Source organism: Mediterranea sp. An20 (genome assembly GCF_002160055.1).
GTDB classification, from domain to species: Bacteria; Bacteroidota; Bacteroidia; order Bacteroidales; family Bacteroidaceae; genus Bacteroides; species Bacteroides avicola.
Window position 1 is genome coordinate 42,203 of record NZ_NFJV01000013.1, and the last position, 18,779, is coordinate 60,981.

13 protein-coding genes are annotated in these 18,779 nt (G+C 48.8%); 6 read left to right on the plus strand and 7 right to left on the minus strand.

The genetic code is table 11. The features are described 5' to 3' along the window. Nucleotides 1-26 precede the first annotated feature (26 nt). Nucleotides 27-593: a DUF4858 domain-containing protein gene (locus B5F34_RS09080; protein WP_087337666.1), complete on the plus strand. Its 567-nt coding sequence runs from the start codon at nt 27-29 to the stop codon at nt 591-593. Between the two features lie 53 nt (nt 594-646). After that, nucleotides 647-1,585: a nitronate monooxygenase gene (locus tag B5F34_RS09085; protein WP_087337669.1), complete on the plus strand. Its 939-nt coding sequence runs from the start codon at nt 647-649 to the stop codon at nt 1,583-1,585. An 86-nt stretch (nt 1,586-1,671) separates the two neighbouring features. Here B5F34_RS09085 and ald read toward each other — a convergent pair whose 3' ends face one another. Beyond that, nucleotides 1,672-2,775 (minus strand): alanine dehydrogenase, encoded by a 1,104-nt coding sequence (gene ald / locus B5F34_RS09090; protein ID WP_087337672.1) that lies wholly within the window; start codon nt 2,773-2,775, stop codon nt 1,672-1,674. Between the two features lie 147 nt (nt 2,776-2,922). Next, entirely contained in the window at nt 2,923-5,151 is a 2,229-nt protein-coding gene (locus tag B5F34_RS09095) for a S9 family peptidase (protein WP_087337675.1), read from the minus strand. A 244-nt stretch (nt 5,152-5,395) separates the two neighbouring features. On the opposite strand from B5F34_RS09095, the gene B5F34_RS09100 reads away from it, so the two are divergent. Beyond that, the gene (locus B5F34_RS09100; RefSeq protein WP_087337678.1) at nt 5,396-5,950 is read left to right on the plus strand and encodes a DUF4890 domain-containing protein; all 555 of its coding nucleotides are present in this window, start codon (nt 5,396-5,398) and stop codon (nt 5,948-5,950) included. A gap of 244 nt (nt 5,951-6,194) precedes the next feature. Here the strand turns inward: B5F34_RS09100 and B5F34_RS09105 are convergent, their stop codons facing one another. The 3 genes from B5F34_RS09105 to B5F34_RS09115 form a co-directional block, all read right to left on the minus strand. After that, entirely contained in the window at nt 6,195-7,529 is a 1,335-nt protein-coding gene (locus B5F34_RS09105) for an MATE family efflux transporter (RefSeq protein ID WP_087337681.1), read from the minus strand. Between the two features lie 108 nt (nt 7,530-7,637). After that, nucleotides 7,638-9,497, minus strand: a complete 1,860-nt coding sequence (gene yidC, locus B5F34_RS09110; RefSeq protein WP_087337684.1) for a membrane protein insertase YidC — start codon at nt 9,495-9,497, stop codon at nt 7,638-7,640. A gap of 50 nt (nt 9,498-9,547) precedes the next feature. Beyond that, nucleotides 9,548-11,161, minus strand: a complete 1,614-nt coding sequence (locus B5F34_RS09115) for a CTP synthase (protein WP_087337687.1) — start codon at nt 11,159-11,161, stop codon at nt 9,548-9,550. 242 nt (nt 11,162-11,403) lie between these two features. Between B5F34_RS09115 and B5F34_RS09120 the strand changes: the two genes are divergently transcribed. Beyond that, nucleotides 11,404-13,014 carry a DUF3078 domain-containing protein gene (locus B5F34_RS09120; RefSeq protein ID WP_087337690.1) on the plus strand — a complete coding sequence of 537 codons (1,611 nt, stop codon included), beginning with the start codon at nt 11,404-11,406 and terminating at the stop codon, nt 13,012-13,014. Nucleotides 13,015-13,361: 347 nt separating this feature from the next. Here the strand turns inward: B5F34_RS09120 and B5F34_RS09125 are convergent, their stop codons facing one another. Both B5F34_RS09125 and asnA read right to left on the minus strand, forming a co-directional pair. Continuing rightward, nucleotides 13,362-15,518, minus strand: a complete 2,157-nt coding sequence (locus B5F34_RS09125; protein ID WP_087337828.1) for an elongation factor G — start codon at nt 15,516-15,518, stop codon at nt 13,362-13,364. Between the two features lie 627 nt (nt 15,519-16,145). Then, the gene (gene asnA, locus B5F34_RS09130) at nt 16,146-17,183 is read right to left on the minus strand and encodes an aspartate--ammonia ligase (RefSeq protein ID WP_087337693.1); all 1,038 of its coding nucleotides are present in this window, start codon (nt 17,181-17,183) and stop codon (nt 16,146-16,148) included. Between the two features lie 193 nt (nt 17,184-17,376). On the opposite strand from asnA, the gene B5F34_RS09135 reads away from it, so the two are divergent. Together B5F34_RS09135 and B5F34_RS09140 are read left to right on the plus strand one after the other, a co-directional pair. Next, entirely contained in the window at nt 17,377-18,459 is a 1,083-nt protein-coding gene (locus B5F34_RS09135; RefSeq protein WP_204245592.1) for a hypothetical protein, read from the plus strand. Between the two features lie 92 nt (nt 18,460-18,551). After that, nucleotides 18,552-18,761, plus strand: a complete 210-nt coding sequence (locus B5F34_RS09140; RefSeq protein ID WP_087337696.1) for a hypothetical protein — start codon at nt 18,552-18,554, stop codon at nt 18,759-18,761. Nucleotides 18,762-18,779 lie beyond the last annotated feature (18 nt).

Sequence of the window (18,779 nt, forward strand, 5' to 3'; positions counted from 1 at the left end):
ATTATTCGTTTCTAACAGGTTTGTAGATGAAGCAGTTACTCTGTTTGATAGGGTTGCTGGGTGGGGCGTTTTGTCCTCTTTTAGCCCAGAACTGGACACCAGAAGACTCTTTACGCCTTCAACAGATGTTGAAGAAGGAAGGGGAAATCCGCCTGAATCAGGAAGCCTTGAGGGAATTGGAGAAGAGTTTCGGTGGAGTACAGCATTCTTCTGAGGATAAGCCTTGGCTGGAACCCAATACGACATTGCCTGCCGATGTCTATGGACGGACTGTCTTGAAAAGGAGGATGCCTCTGTTGAACTTAAACGACCAGTCAGTATATCAAAGTGAGGTAGATACTGCTACGGGTACACCGGGTGACAGCTTGCGCAGACCGCGCCGGCCTTCGGTGAGGGTGGATAATCTGTTGCGCGGCATCCAGATGAAATCGGCAGGGATGCCTGCCCCTACCGGTATGGATTTTATGCAAATCTTTACTAAAGAATTCTGGAACCCCAAAATCAAAAAGCGGAGAGCCCAAACATTGAAGGCGCTGAAGATGTATGGGGATTCTATTACGGTGCATTATAAAGAAAAGCCACGCAAAGAGTAAACCATTGGCAGGGACAGAGTGTTAATAAGAAGAAATCAGTAGCATTGACAATTATGAATAGAATTACATCTCTTTTCGGAATCACTTATCCGATTATCCAGGGAGGCATGGTGTGGTGCAGTGGCTGGCGGCTTGCTTCGGCTGTAAGCAATGCTGGAGGCTTGGGCTTGTTGGGCGCAGGTTCCATGCATCCCGACACCTTGCGCGAACATATCAGGAAATGCAGGGAGGCTACTTCAAGGCCTTTTGGTGTAAATCTGCCTTTGATGTATCCACAGATTGATGAAGTTATGCAGTTGGTGGCAGATGAAGGAGTCAGGATTGTGTTTACTTCTGCAGGGAGTCCTCGAAAATGGACGGGGTGGCTGCATGAACGGGGCATTACGGTGGTGCACGTTGTCTCTTCTTCGGTGTTCGCGCGAAAGGCTGAAGAAGCGGGGGTGGATGCCATAGTGGCCGAAGGTTTCGAAGCAGGAGGACATAACGGACGCGAAGAAACCACTACGCTCTGTCTCATACCTGCCGTGCGTCGGGCCACAGAACTTCCTTTGATAGCGGCGGGAGGAATTGCTACAGGAGCTGCTATGCTGGCTGTGGAAGCATTGGGCGCGGAAGGAGTGCAGATTGGTACTCGCTTCGCTTTGACAGCCGAGAGTTCGGCCAGCGAGGTATTTAAGGACTATTGCTTGAATCTGAATGAGGGAGATACGCGTCTCTTGCTGAAAAAACTGTCACCGACTCGTTTGGTGAAAGGCAAGTTCCTTGATGAGGTGAGCCAAGCAGAAGATGCCGGGGCTTCGGTGGATGAACTGCGGACACTTTTGGGCAAAGGACGTGCCAAGCGTGGCATTTTCGAAGGAGATCTGGAGGAGGGAGAGTTGGAGATTGGTCAGGTTGCCTCGCTTCTGAAAGGGAAAGGTATTCAGACCGTAGCTGAGGTGATGAAAGAATTGACCGGTGAGTATGAGGAAAGATTGTCTGCCTTGAGGTAACAGGAACCTAATACTTATGTAACGGATGGAGTATGAGAAGATATCTGTATGCTCCATCCGTTTTTTGTTTGTTTAGGCAGTCGTACTCAGAAGAGCGGTGTGTAAGGCAGGTTGAATACGTCGGCTACAGCCTTGTAAGTCACCTTCCCGTCTGCAATGTTCACTCCCAAAGCCAGTGCCGGATCGTCCTGGCAAGCTTGTTTCCAGCCTTTGCAGGCCAGAGAGATGGTGTAGGGCAGGGTCGCGTTGGTCAGAGCCAGTGTCGAGGTGTAGGGCACGGCACCAGGGATGTTGGCTACGGCGTAGTGTATGATACCTTCCAGCATATAGACTGGGTCGCTGTGTGTGGTAGGGTGTGAAGTCTCGAAGCAGCCGCCTTGGTCGATGGCTACGTCCACCAGTACGCTGCCGGGTTTCATCAGTGGGAGCATGTCGTGGGTGATGAGGTGGGGTGCCTTGTCGCCGGGGATAAGCACGGAACCAATAACTAAGTCGGTTGTTGGTAACTCAGTACGTATGTTGTGAGCCGATGAGTAGAGTGTTTTGACGTTCTTCGGCATGATTTCGCTCAGGTAGCGCAGGCGGTCCAGATTGATGTCCGTGATGGTAACCTCGGCTCCCAGTCCGGCGGCCATCCAGGCTGCATTGGTTCCCACGGTGCCTCCACCCAGAATGAGTACCCGGGCTGGGCGTACACCTGGCACGCCACCCAGCAGGATGCCTTTACCTCCTTGCGGTCGTTCGAGAAAACGGGCACCCTCTTGCACAGACATACGTCCGGCCACTTCGCTCATCGGTATCAGCAGGGGCAGGGAATGGTCGGCTTTTTCCACTGTTTCATAGGCAATGCACACGGCACCGCTCTTCAGCATGGCTTCCGTCAGGGTTTGGTCGGCGGCAAAATGGAAGTAGGTGAACACGACCTGGTTGTGTCGGATGAGGTCGTATTCCGGTGCGATGGGTTCCTTGACCTTGACAATCATCTCTGCCCGTGCATAGGTTTCTTCGATGGTGGGCAGGATTTCGGCTCCCACAGCCACGTAGGCCTCGTCGGCGAAGCCGCTGTTCTGTCCGGCTTCATGTTGCACATACACCTGGTGTCCACGACGGGTTAATTCGGCCACGCCAGCCGGAGTCATCCCTACGCGGTTCTCGTTGTTCTTAATCTCTTTAGGTATTCCGATAATCATGGTAGTTGGTTATTTAAGTGAAACACGCCCGCAAGTTAGCGAATTTACCGGTTCGCTGTTCTTGCGGGCGTGTTGTTTTACAACATAATTATCGGGTGGAAGTGCCCCTGTCCTTGTGCAGGTAGGGGTATTGGGGAATGTAGGTTCTTACTCTCCCTCTTTGGCAGGTTTCAGCCAGCGATCCAGCCAGGCGAAGAAGGTGCGTTGCCACAATACTCCGTTCTGCGGCTGGAGCACCCAGTGGTTCTCGTCGGGGAAGATGAGCAGTTCGGCCGGGATGCCGCGCAGCTTGGCTGCATCAAAGGCGGCCATGGCTTGGTTGGCCAGGATTCGATAGTCGCGCTCGCCGTGGATGCATAGGATAGGCGTGTCCCACTTGTCCACAAAGCGATGGGGGGAGTTGGCGAAGGTGCGTTGCGCCGTCTCGTTGTCCTTGTCCCAATAAGCGCCACCCATGTCCCAGTTGGCAAACCACTTTTCTTCGGTTTCCAGATACTGCATTTCCATGTTGAAGATGCCGTCGTGGGCAATGAAAGCCTTGAAGCGTCCATCGTGATGCCCTGCCATCCAATAGACGGAGAAGCCGCCAAAGCTGGCTCCCACGCATCCTAAGTGGTCACGGTCTACGAAAGGTTCTTTCGATACCTCGTCGATGGCTGTCAGCAAGTCTTTCATGCACTGGCCGCCGTAGTCGCCGCTGATAGCTTCGTTCCATTCCGTGCCGAATCCAGGCATGCCGCGGCGACAGGGGGCGACGATGATATAATCGTTGGCTGCCATGATTTGGAAATTCCAGCGGTAACTCCAGAATTGGCTTAGGGGACTTTGTGGACCACCTTCGCAATACAACAAGGTCGGATATTTCTTTTCAGGGTCGAACTGGGGCGGATAGATAACCCATACGAGCATGTCTTTGTTGTCTGTGGTCTTTATCCAGCGTTCCTCTACACGGCCCATCTCTACTTGGTCGTAGATATGTTGGTTTTCGTGAGTCAGTTGTCGACTATGGGCCGATTGGTTCTTGGCAGCTGTACCTGGAGCCACGACGTAGATTTCGTCGGCTTGGCTCATGCTGTGGCGCGTGGCAATGAGGTTGTTACCGCAGAGAGCGATGGAACCGTAGTCGTGCAAGCCTTCCGTCAGCTTGACGGGTGCTTTCTTTTTCTTCCAGTCATTGAGGCCAAGGCGGTAAATTTGCGTAGTGCCATGCCACGTGGCAGTGAGGTAGAACGCAGAGTCCGAAGCCCAGATGTAGCTGTCTACATTGGTGTCGAAACAGAGACTAACATCGTATTTGTAGATGTGGTTTGGGTCGTCCTCGCTGAGGTCAAACACCATGAGGCGGTTGCGGTCGCTCTCGTAGCCGTCGCGGGCCATGCTCTGCCAGGCGATGTAGCGTCCGTCGGGCGAGAACTGCGGGTTGGTGTCGTAGCCACGGTTCTCTTCTTTGCTGGGGGCCAGAATGTCCTTGTCCGATGCGCCAGACAGAGACGGACGCAGCTTGCCGGGGACGTACATCATGGGGTAATCCTTGCACAAGTTGACGGTGGTATCCTTCTCCAGGTCATACAGATAGATGTCTGAGTCGGTAGATACGGCGTATGCCAATCCCGTTTTCTTACGACAAGTGTAGGCTATTTTCTTGCTGTCGGGGCTCCACGCTAATTGTTCGATGCCGCCGAAAGGTTTCATTGGACTTTCGTAAGGTTCGCCTTCCAGCAGGTCCTTCACATTGCTGATAGCCTTGCCGTCGAAGTCGGCCACGAAGGGATGCGGTGCCGAGGTGGTCCATTCATCCCAATGCTTATACATCAGGTCGTCCACGATGATACCGCTGGCCTTGGGCAGGTCGGGATATTTTTCGGCTGTGGTCTTCACAGTCTTTACCTGTGAGATGAAGAGTAGCTTTTTGCCGTCGGGACTGAAAGCGAAGCCTTCAATGCCCCCTTCGTAGTCGGTCAGTTGGCGCCGGTCTGTACCGTCCGGATCCATTTCCCATACCTGACCTGTGCCGCTCTCGTTGCTCAGGTAGGCAAGTTTCTTGCCCTCCTTTATCCATGCGGGCTGGTTTTCCTGCCAGGCGTCTTGGGTCAGTTGCGTGTTGCCGCTACCGTCGGCGTTCATCACGAAGATTTCCGTGTTGCTCTTGTTCTGTTGCACGCTGTAATAGCTTACGGTGTAGGCCACCCTGGCAGCATCGGGCGACACGGTCACGCCGCCTATTCGTCCCATGGCCCAGAGGGCTTCCGGTGTCAGGCGTTTGCCTTCAGTCTTGATGTCCGAGCGTCCGATGAGCAGGGAATCTTTGACTGGTGTCGCTTCCGTTGTTGCCTTGCCTCCGCCACAGGAGGCGGTTGCCAGAATAAGTGCTGACATACACAATAGGTTTACTGGTTTCATATCAAGTTATTTTAATACTGATTGGCGTTTGCATATAGGTTTCATTTGCCTGAAACAGTTTCTGCATCTGCCCTGAACAATCTTTCCTCCGTAAGGGATGTTGCAAGCAGGGACAATTGCGTGTGCGAAGTTACTAATTTAATGTAAAAGAGAGGACTTTCATTAAACTTTTTACATACCTTTGTGTCAAATCTCTGTAATCATTAAACTTAGTTTGTGTATGAAGACAATGAATTTGACATTTGTGTGTCTGTTGGTCTCTTTACTGATGGGGGCTGGCAGTGTGAAAGCGCAGGATAGTGGACGTGATTATTCGGAGGAACGTCTGCGCGTGCGTGCCGAATGGATGGCTCTCAACATGGCCGAGCGTTACGGGCTGGACGAGAATCAGGTGAAGGAACTGACCGAGGCTAACGTGACATGGCTGAAGCAACGTGGCGAAACAGAACCGTTCCGGCGTTTTGACGGTCGTCGCGACTACCGCCGCCATCATCGCCAAGGGCATCGTGCTTACCGTCACGGCGGTTGCTGCGGAGCACCGCGCCATGCCGATTATTGCTGCGAGGCTTATTGCGCAGACGGACATCATGCGCCAGACTGTCCCTATGTGGACGGCCGTCGTGCGCCTTTGTCGAAAGAAGAAATAGAGAAATTTGAGGCCGAGCGCAAGAAGGCTGTCGAAGAGCGCCGTGCTGCCCGCGATGCTTACGAGCAGAGTCTGCAGAAGATTATGACCGAGGAGCAGTATAAGGCTTACACAGAACGGAGACGTTGACCGGAAACGTTGTTTGATTCAACAAAAAGGGAGTCTGGAATTGGTTTGGACCGTTTCCAGACTCCCTTTTCCGTGTGGCGCCTTTGCCGGGTGTCTGCTGTGCATCTCCTTTGCAGTCGTGCTGCAAAGCCCTTTTCCGGTTGCTGCAAAGCGGTTGCGGGTTTACTGCAAAGGTATTGCAAATTTCTGCAGAGAAGCTGCCGAGTTCTTGCAGTGTTATGTGGTTGTGAACACGACGGAGTTATTAGATTTGCTTACCTACCCACTTACCATATTTAATATAAAGCCAGCAGAACAGTAGGATGAATACTCCATATATCAGGTCGGCACTCCAGCACAGAGCCACGTCGAGGCGGAGGAAGAGAATAATCCAGGTGATGTAGGCCGTGTAAATGACCAGACTGCTCAACTCCAGCGCCAGGGCAGTCCGCGTGTTGCCCGTGCCGGATACCGACTGGAAATAGACGTTGGCAGGGACGAGCATCAGGTAGGTGGCACACATCATCCACATGGAGGGAACGGCGGCCTGACGCAGGTCGGGCATGTCGGTATAGATACTCAGAATGACTTCCGGGAAAATCGTGAACAACAGGGCCAGTGGCAATACGAAGAGGTAGGCCAGCCGGATGTGCTGGTGGATGAGACCCGGCACTTGGGCAGAGTGTCCCCGTCCGATCAGATTACTTGTCAGCGACCCGCAGGTAGAGGCGAAAGCCATCATTACCATGAATAGAATACCTGAAGCACTGCGTACGATGTTGGTCACAGCCAGGGCCCGCTCGCCCAGATGCTCGATGTAGAGAAAGAAAAGGAACCACGTGGCCAGAGAGAAGAAGTTCTGTACCATCGTCCAGAGCGACACGCTCATCATGCGGCGCAGCACTCCCCGGCAGAAGCGGGGCACACGGTCCAGTCCGTACTTGCGGATGTCAATACGGCGGCGGGTGTAGATGATGAAGAAGAGCAGCGATACCCCCTCGGCCAGCGACGAACCCAATGCGGCGCCGGCAATGCCCATTTGCGGGAATCCAAAGTTTCCGAAAATAAGGATGTAGTTGAACACCACATTGCTCAGCACCATGACTACCGAGTTAAGCGTCAGCGTCTTTGTCTGCACTGTACCCAGGAAGAAGGCACGGAAGATGACAGCACTGAAAGAGAAGAAGGCACCGAACACGCGCCAATGCAGGTAGTCCTCGGCAGCGCGGCACACCTGGGGTGAGGAGATGATGCGCTCCAGAATCATGGGCGACAGGAAATAGCTGAGTGTGAACATCACTGCAGCCAGAACCGTCTGGAAGTAGATGCCGTGATAGAACAGCAAGCCTATCTCGCGGTAGTTTCCTTCGCCGTTGCGCCGTGCGATGAGAATCTGTGTGCCTATGCTGAAGCCAAAGGCTACCATAAAGATAACCATGTAGAATACGCCGGCAATGGCCGATGCACCCAGTTCTACTTCGCCCACGCGGCCCAGAAAGGCGGTGTCTGTCATACCTATCATCTGCTCCATGAGTAGACTGATAAGGATGGGATAGGCTATGTGCCAGATTTGTTTGTTGGTGTATTTCGTCGTTTGCATAAGTCGTTCAATCTGCTAAAGTTGTTCAAATCTGTATGAATCGCAAAATAAAGGCCGTGTTTCATCTATGCGAAGCACGGCCTTTTGTGTTAATTAGGGAAGGTCACATTAATGTTTGCCTCCGCGTTCCATGCGCTGTCTTTGCATCTCCTCGGCCTGCTTCTGCATGGCTTCCAGTCGGGCAGCGAATCCGGTCTTGCGCATCTGGCGCGGGTCTTTCTTGTTGGCTTCCAATTGTGCCAGCAGTTTAGCCTCGTCCGTCGTACGGCGCAGGATAATGGTGGTCACCACGCTGATGAGGGTTGAGATGAAGTAGTAATAGTTGAGGCCTGATGGATAGTCGTTCAATATGAACAGGAACATGACAGGCATCAGGTATTGCATCCACTTCATAGCAGCCATCTGCGGGTTGGCTCCCGTGTCTTGCTGTTGCATCATGAACTTGGCATTCAGAATGTTGGTCACAGTCATCAGCAGGCAGAACAAGCTGAGGTGGTTACCCATAAACGGGATGCTGAAGGGGAAGGTGATGAGGGCGTCATACGTCGACAGGTCATCTGCCCACAAGAAGCTCTGCTGCCTCAGTTCGATGGCACTGGGGATAAACATGAACAGGGCTATAATGATAGGTAACTGTAACAGCATCGGTAGGCATCCGCCCATGGGGCTGACTCCATACTGGCTGTAGATACCCATAATTTCTTGCTGCTTCTTCATGGCATCTTCCTGCTTGGGATACTTCTTATTGATTTCATCGATTTTAGGCTTTAGCACGCGCATCTTGGCAGATGACATGTAGGTTTTCCAAGTTGTGGGGAAGATAACAATCTTGACGATAAGCGTCAGCAGCAGCAATACGATACCCATGCTCAGTCCCCAACCTTGCAACCAGTCAAAGATATTGATGATGATCCATTTGTTTACCCAGCGTATGATAGGCCAACCCAGGTAAACCAGACGGTTCAGTTCCCACTTCTCGTCACGTCCTTTATCCAGAGCCGTCAGCGTCTTATAGTGGTTGGGGCCGAGGTAGAGATAGAGACGGGTGGGAGAGGCACCGGTAGGATCGAAAGCCGTGTTCATTTCGGCACTGTAATCCTTGATGTATCCGCTGCCCTTTTGATCCATTTTCGAGGTGAGGTGCGCTTTTTCAAACCCCGCTTCGCTCAACAGCACAGCCGAAAAGAACTGATTCTTGAAAGCTATCCAGTCCAGACGTTCGGCAACCTGCTGCTCGTCATCTGCATTGGCTGAAAGGTAGTCAGTACCTTCGCCTTCTATTTTATAAGTCAAATCGGCCAGTCGGTTCTCGTAGGTATATCCCTTTTCTATCTGTCGGGCACGTTCGCGCCATTCGATGTCTACGTGTTTATTTGTGGCAGCCAGTTTGCCTTCCATACCTACAGCCCGTATATTGAAATCTACCAGGTAATTGTCTGGGTGCATGGCATACTCGAAGTCGATGTAACTTGTGCTGTCGGCTTGGAGACGCATCGTCACGGTACTGTCCGTACGGTTGACAGGTGTGAAATAGTAGTCCTTCGACTGTATGGTTTCCTCCAAGTTATAGAACAAAAAGTTCAGCGAGGCATCGCCTCCCCGAAACAATGTCAGGGGCGTTTCCTTGTCTTGTTCTTTATATTCTTTTAATATCGACTGGTAGATAGAGCCTCCCTTCGTGTTCAGGGTCAGGCTGGCTACGTTATTCTCTATCGTAATCAATTCTTCCTTGCCTTGCAGTGCTTGGAAGAAAAGTGCAGTCGAGTCATTGCGCAGGGCTGCTTTCTCGTTTGCCAATGCAGCTTCGGCTTTAGCTTTCAGTTCGGCTTCGCGTTGTTGCACCTGGGCGATGGAGTCATAATAGTGTTGCTGGGCTTCCAGTTGCTCTTGGCTTGGGCGGCTCAGTATGCTGAAGCCCACCAGCAGTATGCCTATGAGGACCAGTCCTATAATGGTGTTTTTATCCATTGAAACGTATGCTTATATAATTATGTGCTAATATATATAGATGTAGATGCTTATTTCTGTTCATTTTCGATGGCTGCCTTGACAAATGCCAGAAACAGTGGGTGCGGATGCAGCACCGTACTGCTGTACTCGGGATGGAATTGGGTACCGACATACCATTTCAAGGCAGGAATTTCCACTACTTCCACCAAGTCCGATTCGGGATTGATACCCACGCATTTCATGCCAGCTTCTTCGTAAGCCTCGCGGTATTGGTTGTTGAATTCATAGCGATGCCGATGGCGTTCCTGTATGTGTTCAGTGCCGTATGCTTCGTATGCCTTGCTATCTTTCCGTAGTACGCATTCGTAGGCACCCAGTCGCATGGTACCGCCCATGTTGGTGATAGACTTCTGTTCTTCCATGATGTCAATGACATTGTGAGGAGTCTTCTCGTCCATCTCGCGGCTGTTGGCATCGGCCAATCCCAGCACATTGCGTGCGAATTCGATAGCCATGCACTGCATACCCAGACAGATGCCGAAAGTTGGAATGTCATGTGTACGGGCATATTTGGCAGCTACCAATTTGCCCGGTATACCCCGTTCGCCGAAGCCTGGTCCGATAAGTACACCAGACATGCCTTTCAATGCTTCTGCCACGTTGTCATCTGTCAGCTTTTCGCTGTTCACGAAGTCCACTTCTACCTTACGGTCGTTGTAGGTGCCAGCTTGCGACAAAGCTTCGCGGATAGACTTATAAGCGTCTTGCAGGTCGTACTTTCCTACCAGTGCTATGTGTAGTGGTTCGGTGCTTTCAGCCTTATGCCGACGTTCAAGGAAAGCACGCCACGGTCCCAATCCTGGAGTATCGCCCACGGGAAGTCCCATTTTCTTTAAGATGGTGGCATCCAATTTTTGCTCTTGCATAAGGATAGGCACTTCATAGATTGTAGGAGCATCGATACTCTGCACCACAGCTTCTTCGTCCACATTACAGAATTGGGCTACCTTCTTACGTAAGTTGGCGTTCAGATTGTGTTCAGCTCGCAATACCAGGATGTCAGGCTGTATGCCGGCGCTTTGCAATTCCTTTACAGAGTGCTGGGTAGGTTTCGTTTTCAGTTCTCCGGCAGCGGCTAAGTAAGGCACATAGGTCAGGTGCACCACCAGTGCATCGCGACCTAATTCCCATTTCAATTGGCGGATACTTTCCAGATAAGGCAGTGATTCAATATCACCCACAGTACCTCCTATTTCGGTAATGACAAAATCGAATTTATATTTGTTGCCCAGCATCTTCACGTTGCGTTTGATTTCGTCCGTGATGTGCGGGATAACTTGTATCGTTTTACCCAAGTAGTCTCCCCTGCGTTCTTTGTCGATGACGCTTTTGTATATGCGTCCCGTGGTGATATTGTTGGCTTTGGTAGTCTGTATTCCCAGAAAACGCTCGTAGTGTCCCAAGTCCAGGTCTGCCTCGTGTCCGTCTACGGTCACATAGCATTCGCCGTGTTCATACGGATTCAGGGTACCCGGGTCAATGTTTATATACGGGTCGAATTTCTGGATGGTTACTTTATAACCTCTTGCCTGTAGCAACTTGCCGATGGAGGAGGAGATGATGCCTTTACCCAATGAAGAGGCCACTCCGCCGGTTACGAAAATGTACTTTGTTTCTCCCACAGTTATAAGTTTTTATATTGAGTGTTCTAAGTTAAGCGCGGTTGATTCGGGCAGTGTCAAACTATCTGTCTGACGGATGCCTTCTGCTTCAAATGAATCGTTTACCGCCAATTTGTTTGCAAAAGTAGGAAAAAAAAGAGGAAGAGCCTACGTTTTCTTAGAACATTTCTCAAAATGCCTTTGGCACTCTGTGATTTTAAGCTAAATTTGCACTCTGAACAAAGAAACCTAAATGGGATAAAATGATGAGGAAGATCAAATTTGTTTATTGGATGTGTCTGATGTGGGTTTGTGCCAGTACGACGTGGGCGCAAACAGTTTCCGACTCGTTAAGTGTAAAGGAACCTATTCGTTCCGAAGTCAGTGTCGATACACTGTCATTGTCAGTTTCTGACAGCTTGAGTTTGTCTGCGGCCGATACCTTGGTTTTGTCTGCAGCTGATACGTTGAATTTGTCTGATGCCGACACTCTGGTGGCGGATACTGCGAAAGTAGGAGCCAAAGTGCGCAAACGTCGCCCGGAATTGCCTGATTGGATGAAACCTTATTTCGTGTTGAAGCTGATGCGTGATAAAAGTACGGGGAAATATAAGTTGGATACGGTGTCTGTGGCCTATGAACGTCTGTTAGGAGTATTGGAATATTTGAATGATCCTACTACTCCCGAACGCTATCTGACGTATGATGCAGATTATTACCTTTTATTTATGCCTTTTACATATTATAAACGTCCTATCAGGCGCCTTTCTGAGTTGCATTGGAGTTTCGATGAGGGGCTTGATTCGCTTCGTGCTCCTGAACCCGAGTTCTTATCCATAGAAATGGCTCCTTTCAGAAGAATGGAGAATGAGAGCAAACGTGTGGACAAAACCCTGTTAGTGGCTTACATTAACCGGATGGATCGGGTAGTTTGTACGGAAGACCAGCTTGAAGATGTCCAGATTTTCCAAGACAAGATAACAAAAGAAAAGAAGCCGCGTTCGTCGGTATTGAAACTTTTTGCGTCAGAAAGCATGAAGTATGTAAAACCGGATGACGAAGCCGAGGTTGTCATCCATAAACCTAATTGGTGGGTTACGGGGGGAAGCGGCTCTTTGCAGTTTGCCCAGAACCATATATCAGACAACTGGTATAATGGTGGTGAAAGCACTCATTCTTTATTGGGAAATCTTCAGCTTTATGCTAACTATAACGATCGTGAAAAATGGCAGTGGGAGAATTTGCTTGATGCCAAGTTGGGGGTTATTTCTGCACCTTCGGATGAATATCACAACTATTTGATCAACAATGACCAGTTGCGCATTGCATCTAAATTAGGTCTGCAGGCTGTCAATCGTTGGTATTATACCTTAACGACAGAATTCAAGACGCAGTTTTGCAACGGTTATGGGGCCAACAGTCAGACAATGAGTGCTGCTTTTCTTTCGCCTGCAGATTGGACTACCGGTATCGGTATGGATTATAAACTGAACAAATCAAAAGTGACGCTTTCTGTTCAGCTTTTGCCTTTAACGTATACGATGAAGATTGTGACTAATCCAGAAGTAGATGAAACCGCTTTGGGCTTGGAAGAAGGGCATACAACGAAACATGATTTCGGCTCTCAAGTCAAGGCTAATTTGACATGGAATATTTTTTCGTTTGTTACAGTTACCTCTCGTTTCGATTATCTGACATCGTATGAGACAGTACGCATTGAGTGGGAGAATACATTTAAATTTATCCTTAACCGCTATTTGTCTGCTACACTTTACGTCTATGGCCGATACGATGATGGAGTGGCACCTGCAGAAAATGGGTCGTATTTTCAAATCAATGAGAATTTAGGCTTTGGCCTGAACTATACTTGGTAGAGCGTGCATGCCCAGTACGTAAAATGGATTGTCGCATGATTTATTTTGGGGCAGATTTGCGCAGAGGTGCGAAGGCATGAAGCTCTTCCATTTTGTCCGGACAAGAGCAGAGAAAAGGGCAGGTACAGATATTGCCAGTGCCTGCCTTTTTTGTTTAATATAAATTCACTCCGTGCATTTACATTTCTCGTTCGCAAATGTAAATGACGAATGTATGAAATTACTCCGCAAAAGCATCATACCGTCTGCCGGTGAAAAAAGAAATATCATACAAAAAGAAAGCCGCCATTCCCTTCTTTGCAAGAGACAGCGGCTTCCATTTAAAAAATATACCCCAAACGATTTGGTTATTCCTCGTTCTGTTTTTCTTCGAATTCCTTAATCAGTTTTTCCTGCACATCGCCAGGTACAAGTTCGTAGCTTGCAAACTTCATAATGAACGAAGCCCGACCTCCTGTCAGAGAACTCAAGGCCGTAGAATAGGAGGACATTTCCTTCAATGGCACTTTAGCAATCAGTTTCTCATAACCGGCTTCGCTGCTCATGCCCATAATCATGGCACGGCGACCTTGCAGGTCACTCATTACGTCACCCATTTTGTCGGACGGCACGAAAACTTCCACGTCGTAAATGGGTTCCAAGATTTTGGGACCGGCATTCTTGAAGGCATCGCTAAATGCATGACGGCCAGCCAGCATAAAGGATATTTCATTGGAATCAACCGGGTGCATCTTGCCATCATATACGATAACACGTACATCGCGGGCATACGACCCAGTTAATGGTCCTTGTTCCATGCGTGACATGACACCTTTCAGAATGGCAGGCATAAAGCGGGCATCGATGGCACCTCCTACTACACAATTCACAAAGACAAGCTTGCCACCCCATTCCAACGCTACCTCTTCCGTGCTCTTGACATTCATCTTGAACTCCTGACCATTGAACTTGTAGGTATCCGGAGCAGGCATACCTTCATAATAAGGCTCTACTATCAAGTGGACTTCGCCGAATTGGCCAGCGCCGCCAGATTGCTTTTTGTGCCGATAATCTGCGCGAGCAGCCTTTGTTATTGTTTCCCGATAAGGGATACGAGGCTCTTCGTAGATGACCTGTAACTTCTCGTTGTTCTCCAAACGCCACTTCAGCGTGCGCAAGTGGAACTCGCCCTGTCCGTAAACAATCGTCTGGCGCAATTCCTTGGATTGTTCAACTATCCATGTAGGATCTTCTTCGCGCATACGGTTCAGGATAGACATCATCTTTTCCGTATCAGCCTCATTGACTGGACGAATGGCGCGCGAGTACTTGGGGTTAGGATATTTGATAAAGTTAAAGCGGTTTTCTGACCCTTTGGCGTTCAAGGTATTTCCGGTATGCACATCTTTCAGTTTCACCGTACAGCCTATATCGCCAGCCACCATTTCCTCCACTTTGATACGGTTGGCGCCGGCGCAAGCATAAATTTGGGCGATTCTTTCCTTCGAACCACGGTCGGCATTAGTAAAGTCGTCACCTTCATGCACCGTGCCGCACATTACTTTAAAATATTGCACATCACCGATATGCGGTTCTACCGCCGTCTTAAAGAAATACAGCGAAGTAGGAGCTTGGGGGTCGGGTTTTACAACCTCACCGCGGGTGTTATGCACAGGCGGCATTTCGTCTACAAACGGTACTACATTGCCCAAGAACTCCATCAGGCGGCGTACACCCATATCCTTACCTGCACATACGCAGAAAACGGGGAACATGCCGCGCGCTGCCAGTCCCTTACGGATGCCCTCGCGCATTTCATCCTCTGTCAGCGAGTCGGCTTCAAAGAATTTCTCCATCAATCCTTCATCATGTTCAGCGGCAGCTTCCACCAAGGCTTTGTGCCATTCCGTAGCCTTTTCCATTTCTTCAGCCGGGATTTCCTCAATGGTAGGAGCACCGCCTTCGGGTCCCCATGAATATTTTTTCATCAAAAGTACATCTATCAACGAATTGAAGTTGGGTCCTGTGGCCAGCGGGTACTGCACAGGCACGACTTTGGGTCCGTAAATGTCTTTCAGCTGTTCCAGCAGCATGTCATAGTCACACTTCTCACTATCCAGTTGGTTTACCAAGAAGATAACCGGCTTGCCCAATTTTTCTGTATAGCGGAAATGATTTTGTGTACCCACTTCCACACCATACTGGGCGTTCAGCAACAAGATGGCCGTATCGGTTACATTCAGAGCCGTGATGGCTGCTCCTACAAAGTCGTCACTGCCCGGACAATCAATAATATTCAGTTTCTTACCATTCCATTCTACATGAAATACGGTAGAGAATACAGAATAACCATATTCTTGTTCTACAGGGAAGTAATCGCTGACGGTGTTTTTGGCAGTGATTCTGCCGCGGCGTTTTATAATACCACTCTCATAGAGCAAGGCTTCTGTGAGAGTGGTTTTACCTGAGCCATCATTGCCAAGCAGGGCAATGTTCTTGATTTCATTCGTCTGATATACTTTCATGATATTACAAATTTTATAATATGAATAATTTGACATGCTTATGGGCATGTCTTTGACTTTAATGGGGCGCAAATTAGGAATTAATTGAAAAATACACAATTTATCGTCTGTGTTACTAAACTATGTTATATAGCATGTAGATGCTGAGGGGTGCCATTGGACGTGTAAAGGCTATGTTTTCCTTGAGGTAAATTGAAGCTTTGAACGAATACAGAGCTGTGTCTGAATGGTAGGATATGTGGATAATAATGGGTTGATAGTCAGATTGGTGCTTCTTTTATATAAGAAGCCGATTGCTTATGGCTTAGAAATTCGCTGCCTATAGCTTGGCAATTTGCTGCTTATAGCCTGGAGGATTTTTCGGAAGCGTTTATTGCCTGTTGAGTCTGTCCCAACATGGGTTCGGGTTATTATGCTGTTACGTTATCCGAATGAAGTGAAGGATGCTGCTTAAATTTGCTTTATTGGAATTTTATAGTAAGCTATGGTGTCGGCAAAGACTGGTTCATGCGACAGGAGGCAGCTTCAAACCTTATTCTTTACCATTACTTAATAAAAGACAGAAGACACGGGAAAGCACTGCTTGATGCTTTATCCCGCGTCTTTTGCGTAGTATTGGGAGAACTGCTAAATCAAATGAATGTGATGTTTCAGACATTCTTGGCGCATATCCTCAGGCCAGATACTGGCTTGTATCTCGCCGATGTGTGCCTTGCGTAGATAGAACATGCAGAGGCGTGACTGTCCGATACCTCCTCCGATAGACAAGGGCAGGGTGTCGTTCATCAGTCGCTTATGGAAATAGAATTGCAGCCGTTGTTCTTGTCCTTCCAGTTTGAGTTGGCGTAACAAGGTCTCTTTGTTGACTCTGATACCCATCGATGAAAGTTCGATGCTGCGTTGCAGCACCTCGTCCCACAGCAGTAAGTCGCCATTCAATCCCGGCAGATCGTTCAGTCCCGGTGTGGTGTAGTCATCATAGTCTGGTGAGCGGCCATCGTGCTTCTTGCCATCTCCCAATTTGCAGCCGATGCCGATGATAAACACGGCGCCGTGTTTTTGTGCAATGGCGTGTTCCCGGCATTTGGGTTCCAGGTGTGGATAAAGCTGGCGCAATTCTTCGGCATGTATGAAATGCAGTTTGGCCGGCAGGCAAGGTTTGATTTGCGGATACATTTCATATACCATATATTCAGTACGTACCATAGCGGCATAGATGCGCGATACAATTTCTTTCAGAAACTCTACATTCCTATCGGCTTCCGTAATGACTCTTTCCCAGTCCCACTGGTCCACGTAGAGCGAATGCAGGTTGCCTAATTCTTCGTCGGCCCGTATAGCATTCATGTCCGTATAAATGCCATAGCCCGGCTCGATGTGATAATCGGCCAGAGTCAGTCTTTTCCATTTGGCCAGTGAGTGAACCACTTCCGCCTGGGCGTCTCCCATATCTTTGATGGGGAAAGAAACCGGTCGTTCCACGCCATTCAGGTCATCGTTGATGCCCATGCCTTTTAGTACGAAAAGCGGTGCAGTGACACGTCTCAGGCGCAGTTCGGAAGATAGATTCAGTTGGAAGAAATCTTTTATTTGTTTGATTCCCAACTCAGTCTGCTTTAAATCCAACAAGGGCTTGTATCCTTCGGGGGTAATCAGATAGCTCATATATTTTAAATATTATATTAAATTGTCCGGCAAATATAGGTATAATATTGATAAGTGTTATGGATTCTGTGGAAATAAATGGCAAAATGATTCTTTTTTTTCTTGTTGCGTTCCCTTTAATAGTCCCTGCCAATTTGCATAAGCCGATATTATCTGTTATATTTGCAATCCTAACCGATAACAGTTCGTTTTTATGATTATCATAGCCAACCCTATTTATGACTCCGTGTTCAAATTCCTGTTGGAAGATGAGCGTGTAGCTAAGGTACTGCTTTCAGCCTTACTGAAACAGGAGGTGCACGACCTGAAGATGCGTCGTAACGAATATACTAATCTCAGTCAGACTCGTATTTCGTTGTTCCGCATTGATTTTTCCGCACGTATTAAAGATGCTGCAGGTAGGGAACAGTTAGTATTGATTGAGTTGCAGAAAACATGGCTGGCTACGGAAACCCTGCGGTTCCGCCAGTATTTGGGCACACAGTATCTGGATGCGGAGAATATTCATGGTGAAGGACACGCTACTCGATATGGACTGCCGATTATCTCCATTTATATTTTGGGGCATAAGCTGGGCGACTTGAGTGAACCGGTGGTATATGTGCGCCGACGTTACTTGGATTATGACAGTCGGGAAATTAGGCAAGGTGTGCCTGACCCGTTTATCGAAAGCCTGACGCATGACAGTATCATTGTGCAGATTCCTTTTTTGAAAGGGCGTGCCCGTAATCATTTGGAACGTCTGCTGAGCGTTTTCGACCAGGACTGCCGTGTGGAAGCAGATAACCATTTGCTTCAGATTAACGATGAAGGCCTGGATAAGGAAGGACGCCTTTTGGTGGATCGTCTGGTAATGGCCGCCGCTTCTCGGGAAGTGAGGAGGGAAATGCAGGTGGAAGATGAAATTTTGTCGGAGATTGAGTCGCGGGATACGACCATTATGCTGAAAGAACAGGAGATCAGGCAGAAAGATTTAGAGATAGAGCAGAAGTCTCAGGAGATAGAGCAGAAGTCTCAGGAGATAGAACAGAAGTCTCAGGAGATAGAACAGAAGTCTCAGGAAATAGAGCAGAAGTCTCAGGAAATAGAACAGAAGTCTCAGGAAATAGAGCAGAAGGACAGAGAAATAGAACAGGCAAAACAACAATTGGAGCAACAGAGGAATATGTTGTGTGTAGTTGTGAAAAATATGTTCCAACAGGGGGTGTCGGTGAAGGATATTGCGCGGATGTGGGCTGTATCAGAGGATACAATAACAGAATTGTTGGCAAAGTAAACTGGAAGTGAAAGCTGACTTTTTTATATTTGGTCTGAAGAGGAGCAATGAGGAATAGCAGCGTGTTGATTACATCATGATCATGGGACGAAATGGATTATAAGCAGCGGGATACGGAACGGATTATATGTTATCTGAAAAAATACCCGGAAGGGGTAGGGGTGGAGGATATTATAGCTCACAGTGGGGCAGAGAAATTGCGTGTATATCCGGCTCTGTTTGAATTGGAGCAGTCCGGTTGTGTACGAGTGTTGGAACGCGGGCTGTTGGGGGCTCCGGAAAGGGTGTTGTGGTTGAAGTGAGAAAGAGGTAGCAAAAGC